This window comes from Phaeobacter sp. B1627 (genome assembly GCF_006265095.1).
Taxonomy (GTDB): Bacteria; Pseudomonadota; Alphaproteobacteria; order Rhodobacterales; family Rhodobacteraceae; genus Epibacterium.
In genome coordinates, this window is sequence record NZ_VCNK01000037.1 from 26,350 (window position 1) to 45,186 (window position 18,837).

At 62.0% G+C, this 18,837-nt stretch carries 19 protein-coding genes, 1 tRNA gene, 3 pseudogenes and 1 riboswitch; of the genes and pseudogenes, 9 read left to right on the forward strand and 14 right to left on the reverse strand.

Going from position 1 to position 18,837, the window contains the following annotated elements; translation table 11 throughout:
- Position 1 precedes the first annotated feature (1 nt).
- The 3 genes from thiS to thiC are packed head-to-tail and all read right to left on the reverse strand — an operon-like array spanning position 2 to position 2,944.
- Positions 2 to 199, reverse strand: coding sequence for a sulfur carrier protein ThiS (gene thiS, locus FGE21_RS17495; RefSeq protein ID WP_139664706.1), 198 nt, complete (start codon positions 197 to 199; stop codon positions 2 to 4).
- The gene (locus FGE21_RS17500) at positions 168 to 1,133 is read right to left on the reverse strand and encodes an FAD-dependent oxidoreductase (RefSeq protein ID WP_139664707.1); all 966 of its coding nucleotides are present in this window, start codon (positions 1,131 to 1,133) and stop codon (positions 168 to 170) included. The genes thiS and FGE21_RS17500 overlap by 32 nt, the downstream gene beginning before the upstream one ends.
- The gene (thiC, locus tag FGE21_RS17505) at positions 1,130 to 2,944 is read right to left on the reverse strand and encodes a phosphomethylpyrimidine synthase ThiC (protein ID WP_139664708.1); all 1,815 of its coding nucleotides are present in this window, start codon (positions 2,942 to 2,944) and stop codon (positions 1,130 to 1,132) included. Before thiC ends, FGE21_RS17500 begins: the two co-directional genes overlap by 4 nt.
- A 121-nt stretch (positions 2,945 to 3,065) precedes the next feature.
- Positions 3,066 to 3,187: riboswitch (TPP riboswitch) on the reverse strand.
- Positions 3,188 to 3,375: 188 nt separating this feature from the next.
- On the opposite strand from thiC, the gene FGE21_RS17510 reads away from it, so the two are divergent.
- Together FGE21_RS17510 and FGE21_RS17515 are read left to right on the forward strand one after the other, a co-directional pair.
- The gene (locus FGE21_RS17510) at positions 3,376 to 3,894 is read left to right on the forward strand and encodes a DUF2478 domain-containing protein (RefSeq protein ID WP_139664709.1); all 519 of its coding nucleotides are present in this window, start codon (positions 3,376 to 3,378) and stop codon (positions 3,892 to 3,894) included.
- A gap of 1,253 nt (positions 3,895 to 5,147) precedes the next feature.
- Positions 5,148 to 6,008, forward strand: coding sequence for a LysR family transcriptional regulator (locus FGE21_RS17515; RefSeq protein ID WP_176695477.1), 861 nt, complete (start codon positions 5,148 to 5,150; stop codon positions 6,006 to 6,008).
- 116 nt (positions 6,009 to 6,124) lie between these two features.
- On the opposite strand, the pseudogene FGE21_RS20490 reads toward FGE21_RS17515, so the two are convergent.
- The 3 genes and pseudogenes from FGE21_RS20490 to FGE21_RS20110 all read right to left on the reverse strand — a co-directional run.
- Positions 6,125 to 6,382: pseudogene (locus FGE21_RS20490) on the reverse strand (hypothetical protein); the annotation flags it as partial.
- Between the two features lie 215 nt (positions 6,383 to 6,597).
- Positions 6,598 to 7,534 (reverse strand): annotated as a pseudogene (locus FGE21_RS17525) (IS5 family transposase).
- 109 nt (positions 7,535 to 7,643) lie between these two features.
- Positions 7,644 to 7,727, reverse strand: a tRNA-Tyr gene (locus tag FGE21_RS20110).
- 118 nt (positions 7,728 to 7,845) lie between these two features.
- On the opposite strand from FGE21_RS20110, the gene rlmB reads away from it, so the two are divergent.
- From rlmB to FGE21_RS17545, 4 genes are all read left to right on the forward strand, one after another.
- Positions 7,846 to 8,634 carry a 23S rRNA (guanosine(2251)-2'-O)-methyltransferase RlmB gene (gene rlmB, locus FGE21_RS17530; RefSeq protein WP_139664712.1) on the forward strand — a complete coding sequence of 263 codons (789 nt, stop codon included), beginning with the start codon at positions 7,846 to 7,848 and terminating at the stop codon, positions 8,632 to 8,634.
- Between the two features lie 82 nt (positions 8,635 to 8,716).
- The gene (locus tag FGE21_RS17535; RefSeq protein ID WP_255731645.1) at positions 8,717 to 9,022 is read left to right on the forward strand and encodes a hypothetical protein; all 306 of its coding nucleotides are present in this window, start codon (positions 8,717 to 8,719) and stop codon (positions 9,020 to 9,022) included.
- A gap of 140 nt (positions 9,023 to 9,162) precedes the next feature.
- On the forward strand, positions 9,163 to 9,645 hold the full coding sequence (locus FGE21_RS17540) for a YHS domain-containing (seleno)protein (RefSeq protein ID WP_255731646.1): 483 nt from the start codon (positions 9,163 to 9,165) through the stop codon (positions 9,643 to 9,645).
- 298 nt (positions 9,646 to 9,943) lie between these two features.
- Positions 9,944 to 10,408, forward strand: coding sequence for a CoA-binding protein (locus FGE21_RS17545; protein ID WP_139664714.1), 465 nt, complete (start codon positions 9,944 to 9,946; stop codon positions 10,406 to 10,408).
- 150 nt (positions 10,409 to 10,558) lie between these two features.
- Here FGE21_RS17545 and FGE21_RS17550 read toward each other — a convergent pair whose 3' ends face one another.
- The 3 genes from FGE21_RS17550 to hisA all read right to left on the reverse strand — a co-directional run bounded on the left by FGE21_RS17550 (position 10,559) and on the right by hisA (position 12,715).
- Positions 10,559 to 10,879, reverse strand: a complete 321-nt coding sequence (locus tag FGE21_RS17550) for a phosphoribosyl-ATP diphosphatase (protein ID WP_139664715.1) — start codon at positions 10,877 to 10,879, stop codon at positions 10,559 to 10,561.
- The gene (gene hisF / locus FGE21_RS17555; RefSeq protein WP_139664716.1) at positions 10,876 to 11,637 is read right to left on the reverse strand and encodes an imidazole glycerol phosphate synthase subunit HisF; all 762 of its coding nucleotides are present in this window, start codon (positions 11,635 to 11,637) and stop codon (positions 10,876 to 10,878) included. Before hisF ends, FGE21_RS17550 begins: the two co-directional genes overlap by 4 nt.
- Before the next feature lie 355 nt (positions 11,638 to 11,992).
- Positions 11,993 to 12,715, reverse strand: a complete 723-nt coding sequence (hisA, locus tag FGE21_RS17560) for a 1-(5-phosphoribosyl)-5-[(5-phosphoribosylamino)methylideneamino]imidazole-4-carboxamide isomerase (RefSeq protein WP_139664727.1) — start codon at positions 12,713 to 12,715, stop codon at positions 11,993 to 11,995.
- A 202-nt stretch (positions 12,716 to 12,917) separates the two neighbouring features.
- On the opposite strand from hisA, the gene FGE21_RS17565 reads away from it, so the two are divergent.
- Positions 12,918 to 13,307: a DUF2147 domain-containing protein gene (locus FGE21_RS17565; RefSeq protein ID WP_139664717.1), complete on the forward strand. Its 390-nt coding sequence runs from the start codon at positions 12,918 to 12,920 to the stop codon at positions 13,305 to 13,307.
- 170 nt (positions 13,308 to 13,477) lie between these two features.
- On the opposite strand, the gene FGE21_RS17570 is transcribed toward FGE21_RS17565, so the two are convergent.
- The 3 genes from FGE21_RS17570 to hisB form a co-directional block, all read right to left on the reverse strand.
- On the reverse strand, positions 13,478 to 13,729 hold the full coding sequence (locus FGE21_RS17570) for a WGR domain-containing protein (protein WP_139664728.1): 252 nt from the start codon (positions 13,727 to 13,729) through the stop codon (positions 13,478 to 13,480).
- Between the two features lie 178 nt (positions 13,730 to 13,907).
- Complete coding sequence (hisH, locus tag FGE21_RS17575; RefSeq protein ID WP_139664718.1) at positions 13,908 to 14,546, reverse strand: imidazole glycerol phosphate synthase subunit HisH; 639 nt, start codon at positions 14,544 to 14,546, stop codon at positions 13,908 to 13,910.
- 220 nt (positions 14,547 to 14,766) lie between these two features.
- A complete protein-coding gene (hisB, locus tag FGE21_RS17580) occupies positions 14,767 to 15,354 on the reverse strand; it encodes an imidazoleglycerol-phosphate dehydratase HisB (RefSeq protein WP_139664719.1) in 588 nt (195 codons plus the stop codon).
- A gap of 179 nt (positions 15,355 to 15,533) precedes the next feature.
- Between hisB and FGE21_RS17585 the strand changes: the two genes are divergently transcribed.
- Complete coding sequence (locus FGE21_RS17585; protein WP_139664720.1) at positions 15,534 to 15,773, forward strand: Lrp/AsnC ligand binding domain-containing protein; 240 nt, start codon at positions 15,534 to 15,536, stop codon at positions 15,771 to 15,773.
- A 350-nt stretch (positions 15,774 to 16,123) separates the two neighbouring features.
- Here the strand turns inward: FGE21_RS17585 and FGE21_RS17590 are convergent, their stop codons facing one another.
- Positions 16,124 to 17,476, reverse strand: coding sequence for an aminotransferase (locus FGE21_RS17590; protein WP_139664721.1), 1,353 nt, complete (start codon positions 17,474 to 17,476; stop codon positions 16,124 to 16,126).
- A 369-nt stretch (positions 17,477 to 17,845) separates the two neighbouring features.
- Positions 17,846 to 18,100, reverse strand: a pseudogene (locus tag FGE21_RS17595) (transposase); the annotation flags it as partial.
- Positions 18,101 to 18,450: 350 nt separating this feature from the next.
- Between FGE21_RS17595 and FGE21_RS20495 the strand changes: the two are divergent.
- Positions 18,451 to 18,615, forward strand: a complete 165-nt coding sequence (locus FGE21_RS20495) for a hypothetical protein (RefSeq protein ID WP_255731648.1) — start codon at positions 18,451 to 18,453, stop codon at positions 18,613 to 18,615.
- Positions 18,616 to 18,837: the final 222 nt, after the last annotated feature.

Here is an 18,837-nt window from a genome sequence, read left to right on the forward strand (position 1 = left end):
CTCATCCTCCCTGCATCGGGGCCAGCACCTCGATGCGGTCGCCCGCCGACAGGGTCTGCTCGCCCCGTCGGTCGCGCGGCACGAAATGGCCGTTCAGCGCGGTGGCAAAGGCGCCACCGCTGTAGCCCAGTTCCTGCAGGGCGGCGCTGAGCGTCGGTCCTGCGACCTCACGCGGTTCTGAATTCACGAGGATTTCCATGCCTCATCTCCATTATTTTGTCTGCAGCAGCCTCGGCCATTGCCGGGGCCAGCAGAAAGCCGTGCCGATAGAGCCCGTTGAGGAAAAGCGTGCCGTCACGCCAGTCGAGCCGGGGCAGGTTGTCAGGAAAGGCGGGCCGCAACCCCGCACCGGTCTCGATCACCTCGGCCTCGGCAAAGCCGGGCGCGAGGGCGAAGGCGGCGCCCAGCAGCTCCATCAGGGCGCGCAGGGTGGGGGGGCCGTCGTGGTCGCTTTCCACCATTGTCGCGCCCAGCATGTAGATCCCCTCGCCGCGCGGAACGAGGTAGATGGGGGTGCGCGGATGGAGCAGCCGCAGGGTCCGCGTGATGCGGATCTCGGCACTGCGCAGCACCGCCATCTCGCCGCGGACGGCACGCAGATCCGTCAGGGGCGCGCTGATGCCGGTGCAGTCCAGGTCCACCCCGGCCGGGGCCGCCGTTCCGAGCCGGATCTCGCCGCCGCGCGCGGCGACGGCGCGGGCCAGATCGCGCAGCGCCCGGCGCGGGTCCAGATGCGCCTCCCGGTCAAAGAACAGCCCTGCGTCAAACCGCCCGGCCAGCTCCGGTTCCAGATCGGTGATCTCTGCGGCGTCGAGGTCGCGAAACCCACGGGTCCTGCGGGCGAACCGGCGCAGTTCGGCCCGGTCGCGACGCGGCGCCACCACCAGCGTGCCGCGCCGATGCACCGGGGTGATCCGGGCCCACCAGTCGAGGGCGCGGCATCCGAGCGTGATCACCTCCTCCTCGGCGCTTTCGCGTTCGCACCATGGCGCCAGCATGCCCCCCGCATAGCGCGATGCGCTGGCGGCTCCGATCTCCTCGGCGCGGTCATAGACCGTGACCGGCAGGCCGCGCGCCAACAGCTCATGGGCGCAGGCGAGACCGGCCAGACCCGCACCCGCAATCGTGATCACGTCCGCGCCTTGGCCGGTGCTGCAACCGGCACATATAATTCTCCGCCCTCCCGGAATTTCGCGGACATCGCCTCGAACCCTTCCTTCTGGGCCTCGGCACGGATGTCATGGCTGATGCGCATGGAGCAGAATTTCGGTCCGCACATGGAGCAGAAATGAGCGACCTTATGCGCCTCTTTGGGCAATGTCTCATCGTGAAAGCTCTGCGCGGTTTCCGGGTCCAGCGAGAGGTTGAACTGATCCTCCCATCGGAATTCGAACCGCGCCCGGCTCAGCGCATCGTCGCGCCGCTGCGCCCCCGGCAGGCCCTTGGCCAGATCGGCCGCATGAGCCGCGATCTTGTAGGTGATCACCCCGGTTTTCACGTCATTGCGGTCCGGCAGCCCAAGGTGTTCCTTCGGCGTCACGTAGCACAGCATGGCACAGCCGAACCAGCCGATCATGGCCGCCCCGATGCCGCTGGTAATATGGTCATAGCCTGGCGCGATATCGGTCGTCAGCGGCCCCAGCGTGTAGAACGGCGCCTCGTGACAGCACTCCAGCTGCTTGTCCATATTCTCCTTGATCTTGTGCATCGCCACATGGCCGGGCCCCTCGATCATCACCTGACAGTCCCTGGCCCAGGCGATTTTGGTCAGCTCGCCCAGCGTTTCCAGCTCGGCAAACTGTGCGGCGTCATTGGCATCGGCAATCGATCCGGGCCGCAGCCCGTCGCCCAGGCTGAAGGACACATCATAGCGGCGGCAGATCTCGCAGATCTCTTCAAAATGCTCGTAGAGGAACGACTCGCGGTGGTGATGCAGGCACCATTTCGCCATGATCGACCCACCCCGCGACACGATCCCCGTCACCCGGTTTACGGTCATGGGCACCATATGCAGACGCACGCCCGCATGGATCGTGAAATAGTCGACGCCCTGTTCGGCCTGCTCGATCAGCGTGTCGCGGAACACCTCCCAGGTCAGATCCTCGGCGATGCCGCCCACCTTCTCCAGCGCCTGATAGATCGGCACGGTGCCGATCGGCACCGGCGAGTTGCGGATGATCCATTCGCGGGTGTTGTGGATGTTGCGCCCCGTCGACAGATCCATCACCGTATCGGCCCCCCAGCGGATCGCCCAGACCAGCTTGTCCACCTCCTCCTCCATCGAGGAGGTCACCGCCGAGGTGCCCATATTGGCGTTGATCTTCACCATGAAGTTGCGGCCGATGATCATCGGTTCCAGCTCCGGGTGGTTGATATTGGCGGGGATGATCGCACGCCCCGCGGCGATCTCGGAGCGCACGAACTCCGGCGTCACATAGTCGGGGATATTGGCGGCAAAGTCATTGCCGTCCCGCGCGCCATGGCCCGCAGGCAGCTCCCGCAGCTGGTTCTCGCGGATGGCGACATATTCCATCTCTGCGGTGATGATCCCCGCCCGCGCATAGGCGAGTTGCGTCGGGGCGGCCGTGCCCTTTGCCCGCCGTGGCGCGGGGCGCACCGGGAATTCCGGCACCAGCCGATCCCCCGACACGAAACCGTTGTCCGCCGCCGTCACATCGCGTCCGACATAGCGCTCCACGTCGCCGCGTGCCTCGATCCACTCGGTGCGCAACGGTGCCAGCCCCGCGCGGATATCGGGCAGGATCTCAGGATCGGTATAGGGGCCGGAGCTGTCATAGACCGGCAGTGGCGGCTCTGCGGCGGTGGGATGGGTGGAGATCTCGCGCATCGGCACGCGGATGCCTTTGTGCATCTCGCCTGCCACATAGATCTTCCTGGAGGCGGGCAGCCCGCCGGTGGTAATCTTCGGGTTGGGGACGTTCATCTTGGTGCTCCTCGAGGCCAAATCTCAAAAAGACACCAATTGAGCCGGGCCGGAGGAAAACGCGGGCAGGGGGTACAGGCCTGCCTGTTCGGCGCAGACGGTCCCAACCTGTACAGGGGTGGTCACGGCTGTCCTAGCTTCCTACGCCAGTATCAACTGGGTCAGGTTCTAAGGGTCGCGTCACCGGGATTTCTCCCTGTCAGCCTCTCAGTCCCCTCGGGCGGGACTCCCCTGCGTGCCCTAGGGGTAGAGGAGCGGGCCGCAGAGCGTCAAGAGGATTTTTACGCCGCCCATTTGCCCGCCTGTCGTGGCGCGGGGCAGGGGGAACTGCCACTGGCGGGCCTGCGGCATCCGCGCTAGGCTGTGATGGGTTCGGGCCTGCGGCTCTTGCACGGATCTGACCCAAGCTGGCCACACAAGGAATACTGGAAATGCAGCTCGCCTATGTCATGACCGCCGAACGGGGCGCCACGGACCGTCTTTTGACCGCACTTGCCGAACGTCTGGCGGCCAGGGGCATCCGGACGGCTGGCATCGTGCAGACCAACACCGAATGCTATGACAACAAGCTCTGCGATATGGATGTCCGGGTCCTGCCCGATGGCGAAACGATCCGGATCTCCCAATCCCTCGGCGAGGGTGCGCGCGGATGCCGTCTCAATCCCTCCGCCCTGGAACGTGCGGTCGGCCAGGTCACCGGCGCCCTGTCAGAAACCCCGGCGCCACAGGTTCTGATCGTCAACAAATTCGGCAAACACGAGGCCGAGGGGCGCGGCATGCGGCCGGTCATCGGTGAGGCGCTGGCCATGGGGGTGCCGGTGATCACCGGCGTGAACCGGATGAACGTCAGCGCGTTTGATGGCTTTGCCGAGGGGCTGGCCGAGGAAGCCGAGGCCGATCTGGAGGCTCTGGTGGCCTGGGTCGAAGTGGCCATCGCCGAGCCCGCCTGAGGCGGGTCGCGAGGGAATGCCCATCTGGCGCGTGGTCAAGTCATGGAGTATTTCGTTTCATCTTCACGCCTTGCGCAACATATTGAAGGTGCAGGTGGTGGGGGCGCCACCGTTCTCCGGTATTCATGAGTCAGTATGTGTAAACATACCTTTTGTATCACTTGCTTGGTGCGTACATGCGCAAACATGTGTTGCCCACATGCATTCTCCCTTTGTGGGGTATGATGTGGTGATGAAATGCCGAAATAGGGTCCCGAACTATCCCCCATTGCCGCGCGGCGGCTCACGCACCCGGGCTATGGCGTGAATGTGATGTTCGCCGTCTGCGGGGGCTGCGGGGGCTGCGGCCTGCATCTGCAGAGTGCGCATCCACCGCAGCGCGCGTTGGGCAACTGTCCGATATGAGTATTTGCAAGGGGATGCGAGATATGCAAAAGCGCGCCGCAACGTCGGCGAAAAGGGCTGGCGCGGATGCGAGCACCGTAGGCTGGCGGGATAGGCAAAGCGGCGCGCTTGCTGCGCCGCACGCCTGCGCAGCACGTCCCGAGATTGGGCGGCGGAATTCACTGACTATCCGCGCGATCTGATCGAGATCGCCTTGGCCCAGGAAGTCAGGTCAGAGATTGAGCGGAGTATCGACGCGGCGATGCGGCCTCTGTCGACACTGCGGTTTACGAGGTTGTTGGCCATCATGGTCTCCATGCAACACGAAACGACGCATCGGCGGCTGTCAGCGCGTGTGATACTGTCGCCAAGCCGCTCACTGATGCTCATTCAACGATGACTCATTCGCCGAGATGAAGCGGATATACCTTGAGGTATCGCGGTGGTTCCGCGAACGCAGCAATCCGCGCTTGAGGGTGGCTGTGAGAAACGAGTTGATAAAATCCACGACCCGCTGAGTATATGTACATATCGGTCAGCATTCTTGGCAAAGTGGATGCAGATACTGTGTACATCAACGACAAAGACTTTGCCGCGCCTTACGGCGTCACCCGTCAAGCCATTTGGGCGAGAACGCGGAATTTGCGCAGCCTTCTCGCCTGTCCGGGAAATGCACCCGCTGGCGGCTGTCCGAAATTGAAGAATGGGACGCCTGCCAGGCGCTGGTGGTTGAAAACGAATACCCGCCAAATAGGCCAATGCCATCCAGAATAACGGCTTGTGTAGCATCCATTGTCGTTTCTCCAAATATTGGCCGGACCGTAGGGCTGCCATTGCTTTAGAAAAAGCGAATACATACGATGAGGCCCATGAATGAAAACGAACGCATGCCCATCGACAGCGATTTGCTACTCACATTCGTGCGCATCGCGGAATGCGGCAACCTCACCGTTGCCGCTGGAAAACTGGGACGCACGCAATCGGCAATCAGCGTCCAACTTCGCAAGCTTGAAGATGGCTTGGGCGTGACGCTCTTTGCGCGGACCGCAAAAGGCATGGTGCTGACACCTGCCGGAGAAACGCTGCTGTCGCGCGCCACTATTATCATCTCTGAGATACGGGAAACAGCACAACTGTTCCGTGAGCCGCTCACGGGGTCCATTCGGGTGGGTTTGCCGGATGACTTCGATGACGTTGTCCTGGAACGTATCCTTGCTCACTTCTCCAGGGCGCATCCGGGCGTCCAGGTACTCGCCCGGTCAGGTTGCACATCTGGATACTCTGCCTTGATCCAAAACGGCGCGCTCGACGTTGCCGTTTGTTCCGGCCTGAATGATCCGGGGGGGATCGCCCTTGACGCAGATGAAATCGTCTGGGCCGCCCGCGAGGGCATGGATTGGTCCAAAACAGACACCCTGCCGTTGGCCGTGCTCGACCGCCCGTGTTATTGGCGGGATTTGCCAAAACAACTTCTCGACGCGCAAGGGCAAAAGCACAGGGTCGCGTTCCAAAGCGGCAGCTTCACTAGCCTTCAGGCGGCCCTGCGCGCAGGTATTGCGATAGGTTTGCTCCCGAAATCCTGCCTTGGTGACGGCTTGCAGATACTGACCGAGACAGACGGATTGCCTCCGCTACCGACCTCATACCGCGCCATTCTGACATCGGACAACGCGCCGAAAGACATCGTGATGGCAATGGTGAACGCGACCCGAGCCGCGTGCCAGCTTTAGAATGCGGCCATTGATGCGATACGCAGTATCGGTGACTTCGGGTTGATGCCGTGGAAAATCACCCGATCGCGGGCGCAGAATTTCGTCGCTGGAGTTGGGCGCGGGCGCCTTTCCTATCAGGCTTTGCGTGGTTGCTGCGGTGCAGGAAAGATCCCTCGCGTACATTGGCTTTGCCAATACCCTGCCGGGCAATGCTTGGCCAGTTTGCGGAGGTTCTGGGCAGTTGCGGCGAGGAGGAGTGAGCCGGGACCGTGGCCCCAGTGGGGCCGCGAAAGCCCGAAGCGAACGTCATTTGCACCGCATGGGCCGCGCAATCGCAGGCGTCCCAGCCCGAGGATGCGTTTGAGGTGGGCGAAGAGCATCTCGATCTTCTTCCCGAGCTTCATTGAGAAGGTTCTCTGATTGCGGCTATGTCAACAGCAGTTTGCATTGCCTCTGTGGGGCATGGTGCTCTCCGAGGTGGATGGTGTTCGCCTCGTGATGGCTTCCGGCCTCTGACCGTCTCCATATGTCGAATGCGCGTTCCATTCGTACCGGCGCTGTTGCGCAAATCTGAAACTTGCCGCAGTTCCCCTTTCCCCCGACACACTTAGCCAGCAGCAATTGTGACGGGTATGCCGAGTGCCGTGAAACGGTTCAGAACCGCGGCGCGGATCTGAACCTCGGCCACCTGGCGGTCAAAGTCACGGGCCATAAGGCGCTGACCGAGGATCTTCACAGAGTTCATCTTCGTTTCAACACGACTTCGTCGGTGATACTCACTCCAGCGTCTCCAGAGCGCTCTGCCGAGATATGTCGAGGCTCACAGCGCTTCATTTCTGGCTCTGGCTCCAGCAGTTGTCGGCTTCCACGGCTTGGCGTTCCGGCGCGGTGGAATTATTGCTGCGGCGCCACGGTCAGCGATAACATTGTGGCATCGGCGTGTGTTATGGACGCCGTCAGCGGTGACGGTTGCGATGTCTTGGTCCGGAGCAATCTGCTCCAGAAGAGCTGGAAGCATCGGCGCATCTCCAACGTTGCTGGTGGTGACTTCAACGGCTCGGATTTCCAGTGTTTCTTTGTCTATTCCGAGGTGTATCTTACGCCAAACACGCCGTTTGAGGCCGCCATGCTTGCTTGCGCGCGTGCCACTCACGTTCACCCTCCACCTTGATCCCCGTGCTTTCAATCAAGAGGTGTAACGCCCCCTGCGACTCCCGATAGGGAATGTTCACGGCAAGGGTTTTCTGACGGCGGCTCAGGGTGCTGAAATCAGGAACGGACCAGTCAAGGCCTGCGAGTTTCAACAAGCTCGCCGTGAACCCGGCCGTCTGTCGAAGCGCCATGCCAAACAGGACTTTGATCGTGAGGCACGCCTGGATGGCAGCATCGCTATAGGTCTGCTGGCGGCCACGTTTGCCGGAGGGCGCTGACTCCCACACCATCGCCGGATCGAACCAGACGGTCAGCGAACCACGTTGTCTCAGTGCTCGAATGTAGTCATGCCTGTTCGTGGTCTTGTAGATCGTCTTTTCGGGTATGCCCATCCACGCAAGCTATAACATTGGATTCCTGTCGTGAATCCTACTCAGTTTTTGCGCAACACAGGCCCATAGACCCCTTGTGAGGAAAATATTGAATAAAATCAAGGGAAAGTGGTGGGCGACCCTGGAATCGAACCAGGCGTGCGTCTCCGCGAGGGAGTTACAGTCCCCTGCCACACCTTGCGGCCTGTCGCCCACTGTCAGAAGCATGTTGCACCTGACGTGGAGGCGTGATTACTAGCGCACCAAACGGGCGTCAACAGGAAAAGCGTATCTTTTTTCCGCCGTCTCGAATTTTGTTTCCGGAGCATAGCATGAGCAATAAACCCAGCAAGAAGCCCGCCTGGGTGGTGGACAAGGAAAAGGCCAAGAAAGCGGCCGGGGCCGAGACCGTATGGCTCTTTGGTCTGCATGCCGTGCGCGATGCTCTGCTGAACCCGAAGCGCGAAAAACTGCGCCTGGTCGTCACGCCAAATGCGCAGATCAAGCTGGAAGAGGCGATCACCGAGGCAGGCATCGCACCCGAGGTGGTGGAGCCGCGCAAGTTCTCCGTTCCGATCGATCCGGGCTCGGTGCATCAGGGGGCGGCGCTGGAAGTGAAACCGCTGAACTGGGGCGGGCTTGAGGACAATTGCATCGGTGCCGAGGTGCCGCGGGTGCTCCTGCTGGACCGGGTGACCGATCCCCATAACGTGGGGGCGATCCTGCGCTCTGCCGAGGTGCTCGGGGCGTCGGCCGTGATTGGAACCCGCCACCATTCCGCGCCTGAAACCGGTGCGCTCGCCAAAACGGCGAGCGGTGCGCTGGAGCGCCAGCCCTACCTGCGGATGCGCAATCTTGCGGATACGATCGTCGCACTGCAGCAGATGGGCTATCTGGTGCTGGGGCTCGACGGGGAGGCCGAGGACACCATCGAGCAGGCGGTCGCAGGTCGCAGCGGCGATCCCATCGCGCTGGTGCTCGGGGCAGAAGGCCCGGGCTTGCGGCAAAAAACCAAGGAAACCGTGGACAAGCTGGTCAAAATCGACGCTGCGGGCGGTTTTGGCTCGCTCAATGTTTCAAATGCGGCCGCGATCTCCCTATATGCGTCCCTGAGGGGCTGAACGGGCACAGGAGGTCGCCATCGCACATCGAAGTATATCCGGCGGCAAGGTGATCACCTGCTGCTATTGTAGTGTGCAATCAGTGTTCACGCCGGATGCGCGGCTGCATGCGCTGGTGTGCGGCACCTGCGGGGCGCCCCTGTCGGCCCAGAAGCAACGCCCCCTGGTTGAGCAGAGGCCAAAGGCGGCAAAACCGGATCTCAAGGGAACGAAATTACCGCGGGCCGGGAAAAAGAAGCCGAAAAAAGCCTCGTATCACACAGAGCGCAAGGGGGCATCGATCCATCGGGACGGCAGCCCGACGCGCAAAAAGAAAAAGAGCCGGAAATCGCCCTGGAAGTCGGTGTTCGAAGAGGTTTTCGATGTCATTGAGGACCTCTTTGACTAGGCTTTCGCCAAGCGGAGTGGTGGGCGTGTTGCACTCCTGAGTCACTCCGCTCACGCGGTGTTCAATTTCGCGTATGCTCTCTTTTCTCATCTAGCCGGTTTGGGCATTCTCTGCCTGTTCATCAAAGCCGGAGATCTCATGTGCTGCTGTACCGTCTGAAATCGCTTCTGTTGACCATGGCCTGTGGGCTGCTGCTGGCCGCCTCGCTTGGTGTCGTGGCCGGCCAGCGTGCGATGGCCGGCACGGTCTATTTCTCGGTTCAGGACGGCATCGCCATCCGTGGCTACGATCCCGTGTCCTTCTTTTTCGCCGAAACCCCGGCGCGCGGGCACCGGTCGCATGCGGTGATGTGGAAAGGGGCGGTCTGGCTGTTTCAGTCGGCGGAGAATCAATCGCGGTTTGAGTCGAACCCGCGTGCCTTTGCGCCTCGGTTCGGGGGGCATTGCGCATATGGGATGGCCCGAGGGCGGATGTCCGATGGCGACCCGCTGGCGTGGGAAATCGTCGATGGCCAGCTCTTTCTCTTTCATAATCAGAGGGTTGAAGATCTTTGGCGGGCGAACCACGATGCCATGATCCAGGCCGCCCGCGCTGTCTGGCCGGATATTCTGCGGGGCGAGTGACGTAGCCCTCTGTCGCAAGACCCCAAAGTCAAGCCTCAAAGCTCGCACACCGTTCACGAAAGTGAGAGCAGCCCTTTCATTTCCCCATCTGCGCACCACATTCAAAATCAGGCTGTGGCTCTGGAACGGCCACAGATCTTTTTCACTGTCCCTCGTTCCACACCTGGCGCCCGAAGTTGCTTCGGGCGCTTTTTCTCTTCTCTGGCAGACGGTTCGCAGATAGTTCGCAGCGGGATCACAGAGGCTTCGTGGTGCAACAGGCCTTGCAAGGGCGCAATGGCGGCGCCAATGTGGGGCCATGTATTCCGATGCTCTGTTCAAGAAGATCCTGACAACGACCAAGGTCATCGCCGTGGTCGGGGTGTCTCCTAATCCGGTGCGGCCGAGCTACTATGTGGCGCGCTATCTGAAGCTGAAGGGGTTCCGGGTGATCCCGGTCAATCCCGGCCACGCGGGGAGGGAGCTGTTCGGAGAAACGGTGCGAGCTTCACTTCGGGACGTGGAAGTGCCGGTGGACATGGTCGATGTTTTTCGCCGCTCCGAGGCGGTTCCGCCTATTGTGGAAGAGGCGCTGGAGGTTTTTCCGCAGCTGCGCACGGTCTGGATGCAGATCGGCGTTGAGAATGCGCAAGCCGCCGCCATGGCAGAGGCGCGGGGGGTGACGGTGATCCAGAACCGCTGTCCGAAGATCGAATACCAGCGATTGTTCGGGGAGCTGCGGCAGGGTGGCTTTGCGACCGGAATTATATCATCAAAACTATAGGCCAGAGGCGAGGGGGGCGCTCCCGCCCGTCGGGTTCTGCATTGAAATGCAGCCCCTCCCGTTGGGCCGGGCGCCTTGCCTGCGGCAAGGCGGGCGCGCGTCGCGACTGGTGCCTGCCGGGGTCGCTGCGGCGTCGCGCGTCGGGACGGTTCAGGATGCGGATGGCCGCGCGGCTTTTTCATCGATGCCGCTGAGACCCTGGCGCTGGGCAAGCACGGCCAGAACGTCGTCCAGTGACACATCGCGCGCCGCCAGCATGACAAGGAAGTGATAGAGCACATCGGCCCCTTCGGAGGCGAGGCCCGCCTTGTCATCCCGGACCGCTTCGATGATCGCCTCGATCGCTTCTTCGCCGAATTTCTCGGCACATTTCTCGGGGCCTTTGGAAAGAAGCCTGGCCGTCCAGCTGGTGTCCGGATCTGCGGATTTGCGCGCCTGTATGGTGGCTTCTAGCTCGTGCAGCAGGGTCATTGGAGCCTCATCGGGATGCCGTTTGCGATCATATGGTGTTTGGCGTCTTGCACGGTGTACTCGCCGAAGTGAAAGATTGACGCCGCGAGGACCGCACTGGCGCCGCCCTTGGTCACTCCCTCGACCAGGTGATCCAAGTTGCCGACGCCGCCGGAGGCAATCACCGGCACGGCCACGGCGTCAGAGACGGCGCGGGTCATTTCGAGGTTGAAGCCGGATTTGGTGCCGTCGCGGTCCATCGAGGTCAACAGGATTTCACCGGCGCCCTTGGCGGTGACCAGGCGGGCAAAGTCGACCGCGTCAATTCCGGTTTCGCGGCGGCCGCCGTGGGTAAAGATCTCCCATTTGCCGGGCGCTACGGATTTGGCGTCAATGGCGCAGACGATGCACTGGCTGCCGAACTGGTCGGCGCTCTCGGCGATCACGTCCGGGTTGGCCACGGCGGCAGAGTTGAACGACACCTTGTCCGCCCCCGCCAGCAGCAGCGCCCGCACGTCGTCCTTGCTGCGCACGCCCCCGCCCACGGTCAGCGGAACAAAACACTGCTCGGCCGTGCGGCGGACCATGTCGAACATCGTTCCGCGGTTTTCATGGGTTGCGTGGATGTCGAGAAAACAGATTTCGTCAGCGCCGGCGGCGTCATAGGCGCGTGCGGCCTCGACCGGGTCACCTGCATCGCGCAGGCCGACAAAATTCACCCCCTTGACCACACGGCCATCGGCCACATCGAGACAGGGGATCAGGCGGGTTTTCAGCATGGTTCAGCGAGGCCTCTTGCGGATCAGGTCGATCAATGCCATGCGCCGCTGAAAAAGGCCAGTCTACCAGTGCGCGGGTGCATCAGTATCGCAGGGAAGCAAGGTACAGAGTGCGCCCGGCGGAGGATCGCAGTGGCGTGAAGCCTGCCTATGAAGCGCGCAAATGCATCCCCCCACGAAGAGCCTCCGGTGTGCTCCCGCCCACGCGGGGATCGCCCCCTTTGGGGTCGACCCTCGCGAGGTTGGGCTGGGCGGCGCGGCGCGTGTCCAAAGGACACGCGCCGCGCCGGTCGCTTCGGGCACAGCCCGAAGCGAAACACCTCCTCCGACGCGTGTAGGCCAGAGGCAACGCAGGTCAGTCTTTCAGGACGGCAAGAGCTTCCTTCAGGTCGATAGCGCCATCATAGAGCGCCCGCCCCGAGATTGCGCCATTCAGCGGAGCACCACAGGATTTGAGCGCGCGCAGATCGTCCAGGGATGACACACCGCCGGAGGCGATCACCGGGATCGATACGGCCTTGGCCAGAGTGGCGGTGGCGTCGATGTTTGGCCCCTTCATTGCGCCATCGCGCAGGATATCGGTATAGATGAGTGCCGCCACACCGGCATCTTCAAAGGACCTGGCGAGGGAGGTCACATCCACGTCGGTCTCCTCGGCCCAGCCCTTGGTTGCAACCTTGCCGTTGCGGGCGTCGATCCCGACGGCGACCTTGCCCGGAAACGCCCTTGCGGCCTCCCGCACGAGGGCCGGGTTTTCTACCGCCACCGTGCCGAGAATGACGCGGGCCAGTCCCTTGTCGAGCCAGCGCTCGATGGTGGCCATATCGCGGATCCCGCCCCCCAGCTGCGCCGGCACATTGGTCTGTTTCAGGATTTCTTCCACCGGGCGGGCATTGACCGGCTCTCCTGCGAAAGCGCCGTTCAGATCGACCAGATGCAGCCACTCACAGCCCGCCGCGACGAACTCCAGCGCCTGTGCGGCCGGGTTGTCATTGAACACCGTGGTTTTGTCCATATCGCCATGCAGGAGCCGCACGGCCTGACCGTCCTTGAGGTCGATGGCGGGGTAGAGGATCATCATATGCACCCTTCGTGGTGGTTTCGAACGTCTGAGCGCCCTTTTGCCCAAGCGGCACGACAATTGCAACGCATGGCCTGCGGCGTGCGGCGGCCGGGAAAGGTGAGGGCCTGGGCGCCAGCGCGGCAAGGCGACCCGAGGTCAATCTTGCCTGCGTGGCCCGGCCTCGGTCACAGTTGCCGCAGTAGGGAGGAACCACACCATGAAACAGATGATTGCTATTCTCGCGGTATCGGCGGGCCTTGCCAGCGCTGCACTGGCTGCAGACCCGATTGAGGGCACCTGGCAAACGGAACCCGACGATGGCGCCTATGCCCATGTGGCCATGGCGCCCTGCGGCGGCGGCCTCTGCGGGACCATCGCGCGCACCTTCAATGACAGTGGCGAGTATAAATCTCCGAACCTCGGAAAGAGGCTGGTGATCGATATGAAACCGAAGGGCGGCGGTGCCTATGAGGGCAAGGTCTGGCGCCCGTCAAATGACAAGATCTACATCGGCAAGATGGATCTGAACGGAAATTCTCTTCGCTTGCGTGGCTGCGTCGCGGGTGGGTTGATCTGTTCGAAGCAGACCTGGACGCGTGCCAAGTAAACCGGGCCAAGTAAACCGGGCCAAGTAAAGCCGGCCATGTAAACCAAGCAGACGCGCGGCCGGTAGAACGGTCAGCAGAGCGATGCGCGCAGCAGGCTGGGCAGCGATCGGCAGAGCAGGCTGCGCCGGGCAGGCCACAGGCCTGCGCGCTCAGGTCAGATCCGGACCGCTCAGAACAGCCCCATCTGGACCGGGATCGGGACAAAGCCGCGTTTGACCTGCTGTGCGCGGGCGCTGTCGAACAGGGCCTGCGCCTCATCAAGCGAGGCACAGTAGTTGCGCCGCTCGTGGCCGCCCGGCTTGCCGATCGGGCCGGAGGCCTGAACCACACACCAGTCGCCGAACAGGGTCGGCGTCAGGCTCAGCACCAGATAGCGGTGCTGCCCGTCCCGGTGGCTGAATTTTTCAAAACGCAAGTACAAGGCAGATCTGGCCTGGCGAGAAAGAAAGGTCACGCCCATATGCCTTGTCAGAAAGGCGGTGTCCATTGCCGACCGCAAGTCATGCCTGACCTCAGGCGCCCCCAGTAATCAATAGTCCAGGAAACGATAGTCACGGCAAAACCCGGCCGGAGGGCGAGGCGTCATCACCCCCTGACGGTCAAGGGGCCCATTTGAGGAAGTTCGCAATCATCCGCAGCCCCACGTGCTGGCTTTTCTCCGGGTGAAACTGCATGCCGAGCACGGTGTCATGGCCCACCACGGCGGTGACATCGCCGGAGTAGTCGACATGGGCCAGGCGCTCGGTCGGCCGGGCGACGCGGAAGTGATAGCTGTGCACAAAATAGCAGTGATCCCCGGTGCGGATGCCCTCGAAGATCGGGTGGGGCTGGTCGATGATCAGATCGTTCCACCCCATGTGCGGGACCTTCAGCGCCGGATCCTGCGGGGTGATCCTGACCACGTCGCCTGCGACCCAATCGAGGCCCGCAGTCTCCTCGTATTCATGGCCGGTGGTGGCCATCAGTTGCATGCCGACACAGATGCCGAGGAAGGGCCGGCCGCGATTTTCAACCGCGTCGACCATGGCGTCATAGATCCCCTTGTGCCCGCGCAGTTCAGCCGCACAGGCCGGAAAGGCACCGTCGCCCGGCAGCACCAGACGGTCCGCCCGGGCCACGACCTCTGCATCTGAGGTGACCACAACCTCGCCCGCGTCGACCTCTGCGGCCATCCGCTGAAAGGCTTTTTCGGCGGAGTGCAGGTTGCCGGATTCATAGTCGATGATGGCGGTCAGCATGGGCGCAGTGTCCTTGTGTCTCAGACCTCAGGAAGTGGCGGCAAAATGGGCAATGGTCAAGGGGATGGCCAGTGGGATGGCCGGGGAGATGGCCAGGGGGATGGCCAGGGGTAGGGCCAGGCGGGGCAGGGGGCAGGGCGATGTGATCCATGGGTCCGGACGCGGCCAGCCCGCATGCGCTGTCGCGCCGCCCGTCACCGGGGCGGCGCCCTCAGCGGGATCAGAGCGCGCCCTTGGTGGAGGGGACCGCGTCCGCCTTGCGGGGATCAACGTCCACGGCGGTCCGCAGCGCCCGGGCCACGGCCTTGAAGGCGGCCTCGGCGATGTGGTGGCTGTTCACCCCGTGGATCTGGTCGATATGCAGGGTAATGCCGCCATGGGTCGCCAGCGCCTGAAAGAACTCGCGCACCAGCTCGGTGTCGAAGGTGCCGATTTTCGCGGTCGGCAGGGTGACATTCCACACCAGAAACGGGCGGGCCGACAGATCCAGCGCCGCGCGCACCTGCGCATCGTCCATCGGCAGGTGACATTCGCCATAGCGATTGATGCCGCGCTTGTCGCCGAGCGCCTGCACCAGGGCCTGGCCGAGGGCAATGCCGGTATCCTCGACCGTGTGGTGGTCGTCGATGTGGTAGTCGCCCTTGGCGCGGATGGTCATGTCGATCAGCGAATGGCGCGACAACTGGTCCAGCATATGATCGAAAAAGCCGACGCCGGTCTGATTGTCATATGTGCCGCTGCCGTCAAGATTGACCGATACGGAGATCTCCGTTTCGGCCGTGGAGCGGGAAACCTGGGCTGTGCGCATGGGAAGGTCCTCATTCTATGCCCGTGGCTTATAAGGCGGGGGCGCGGGGGGGCTCAAGCCCGGGAAGGCAGAAAGGCAGGGGCTGTGACATCAATGGGGCGGCCTGCGCGGGATTGCCCTTTGTTGCGGCGCATGCGACGTTGCCGGGCAATCAGACCTGACAGAATTCGAGGCCCGTTATGTCGACCTGTGTCTTTATCCAGATCCGCTGTAAACCCGGCACCACCTACAAGGTTGCCGAAGATATTGCGTTGCGGGAGATCCACTCGGAACTCTATTCCACCAGCGGCGAATATGACTTGCTGATGAAGCTCTATATTCCGCAAGGCGCGGATGTGGGGAAATACATCAATGACCATCTTCTGCAGATCCCGAACATTGAGCGATCCCTGACCACGATGACCTATAACGTGTTCTGAGAGGTAACCCAAAGGAGCGCCTCGCGGCGCACTGGATGAGCTTTCCCGAGAGGGAAAGCCGGTCCCTGTCACGGCAGCCGATGGAAGGGTGCTGATGCACCTGAGGCCGATGCACAGCTGGTCAGGCGGGCTGTATCGGACAGGCTGGGATGTGACTTGCTAGGATTTGACTGGCTGCGATCCGGCAGGCGGGAATTTTGCGGGCGAGATTTTGCGGGCGGGATGTGGCGCCGTTATCTTCCGGTGGTATGGGGCCGTGCACGATACGCGCAGGGCCCCGCCCAGATGTCCCAGATGTCCCTGTCCCCGCGCCCCGGATGAGCCAGCAAGGGACAGCCAGCGCCCGGGGATCACCCGTCCAGCAACCCTTCGGACTTGAGCTGATCGTAGGCTGCGTCGACACCTGCCTTGGCGCGTCGGAGCATCTCGTCGACTTCGTCTCTGGTGATGATCAGGGGCGGGCAGAAGGCCAGAGCGTTGCCCGCGACGGCGCGCAGAATGAGCCCCTCGGCCTGACAGGCCTGGACAGCCGCCGCGCCGCCCTTGCCGCCCGCGATGGTGGCGCCTGTGGTTTTGTTCGACACCAGCTCCAGCGCCGCAATCAGGCCCTTGCCGCGCACTTCGCCCACCATTGGGTGGTCTTCGAACATCTCGCGCAGCCGGGTCTGCATATAGGCACCGACCTCTGCGGCATGTTCGAAAATCCCGTCGCGTTCGTAGATTTCGAGCGTTTTCAGAGCGGCGGCGCAGGCGGCGGGATGGCCGGAATAGGTGTAGCCATGGCCAAAGACGCCGACCTGGTTGGTCTGGTCGATCATCGCGTCATACATCCAGCCGGGGATGACCGCGGCGGAGATCGGGAAATAGGCCGAGGAGAGCTGCTTGGCGAAGGTCATCAGGTCCGGTTTGATGCCCATTGTGGTGCTGCCGAAATCGGCTCCGGTGCGGCCGAAACCGCAGATGACCTCATCGGCCCAGACCAGAATGTCATGTTTGCGTAGCAGCGCCTGCAGCCCTTCGTAATATCCCTCCGGGGGCACGATCACGCCGGAGGCGCCGGTGATCGGCTCCACGATCATGGCCGCGATGGTGGCGGGATCCTCGGCGAGGATCTGATCTTCGAGCGAGGTCAGGATGCGGTCGACGAATTGCGCTTCGGTCTCATTGCCCTTGCGGCCGGTATAGTAATGCGGCGCATCCGTGCGCAGGATCGACAGGGCCTCCAGCGGGGCATCGAAATGGGCCAGGTTCGCGGGCAGAGAGGTCAGGGCGCCGGCCGCGACGGTGACACCGTGATAGCCGCGTTCGCGGGTGATGATCTTGCGCTTTTCCGGTTTGCCGATCGCGTTGAAGTAGTAGCGCAGCATCTTGTAGTGCGAATCATTGGCGTCGGACCCGGAGTTGCCGAAGAAGAAATAGGCGTCCTCCACCGGCACCATCGCCTTGAGCTTGTCGGCCAGCTGCATCACCGGTTCATGGGTCTTGCCGCCGAATGTGTGCTGAAAGGGAAGGCGGTGCAGCTGTTCGGTGATGGCTTCGACCACTTCGCTGTTGGAATAGCCCAAAGAGGTGCACCACAGGCCCGCGAGCCCTTCGATGTATTCCTTGCCGTCGCTGTCGTAGACGTGGATGCCCTCACCATGGGTGATGCAGAGCTGCTCCGTCGCGGTGAAATTCGTCGTTGGGTAAATCACGGAGGACATGCGGCCGGTTCCTTTGCTGCCAGAGAGATGGTGCAAGGATTGGCGGGCATTGCCGGAACAGTCAATTTTTTTGATCAAAAAGCGCTTTGTTCAGTGGAGGCAAAGCTATGAACTGCAGCGCGGACGGGAGGTGAAGAGGGTGGGGGGGGGCATGCAAACAGTCGCCTGTTGACGGGTTTCATTCAGTTTGATGCCTGCTGAAATTTTTATCATATATTTTCAGAAGGTTATTAGGTCTGGATTCCAGCAAGTTTGATACCATTCGAAAGATACCGCTACATTTTCCGGGTGCAGCACATAGTCTCTTCGAAAAAATTCAATGATTTCAATAAAGGGCTTGTGATAGGTGGTCGGCTTTTCCCGCCCACCGTAGGTTGCATCGATCATCACGGTCTTCTCTTCGGTATGCTCGGCCGCCAGTTCCGCCATCATCCGGGCGAAGACACCCTTGTCGCTCCACCGCTTCCAACGATTGTAGAGTGTCTTGTGCGGCCCGAAGGCGGCGGGCGCATCACGCCACCTTAAGCCATTACGATTTATGACGATAATCCCGCTCAACACCCGCCGATCATCGAGGCGGGGCTTGCCGTGGGACTTCGGAAAGAAGGGCTCGAGGCGCGCCATCTACGCATCTGTCAGCCAGAAAAGATCAGACATGTTCACCGCTCCATTTGCGAAGCCGTGAATCGCGCGCCTACGCGGGAATCAATGGGTCCTGACCCTAGCCCGAACGGAGAACGCAGTCGCAGCGGTGCGCCGCATCAAGCGTACCTGTGAGCGCTACGGCATCTTTGACCGTTTTCCCCAAGCCTACGGCACAGGTTCAGCCGTATTACTCAGTGCTTGGCCCGGACCTCACCGTTCAGTTCCTACTCGAATTCGGAGGGGCTGAACTGTTCATACCGCAAAATCCGAAGGGCAAGTCGCGGGTGGAAAAGTTGGTAGGAGCAGAAAACACGAAAGCACTGGCAGACATGTCGCATCTCCTTCAGCGGCGAGTTCCGCTCGCAAACCCTTGGATTGCAGCCTTTCTTTACTGGCAGGGGATGCCTGTAAGCGAAATTGCGCGCCCCATTCGCCGAACTGAGAGAACCGTCCGTTTGTCCCTCGCACACAATCACGAACGGAATTTAGCTTGAAGGATTTGGGGCGAAGTGCAGGCGGTGGGGCCTCCCAGTCCGGCAAGCCGGAAACCCCAGATGGCGCTCCGATCTTAAGTCTGCACTTAAGACCGTGCTACGGCCGGGAGAATATTACCGCGTCACGCCTGCTGAAACGGCGGTATCAGGCTGAATGATTACTAACACCTGTGACGCGGCTGGTTTGGGAGGACCGACTGGAGCGGGCGAGGCGATTCGAAC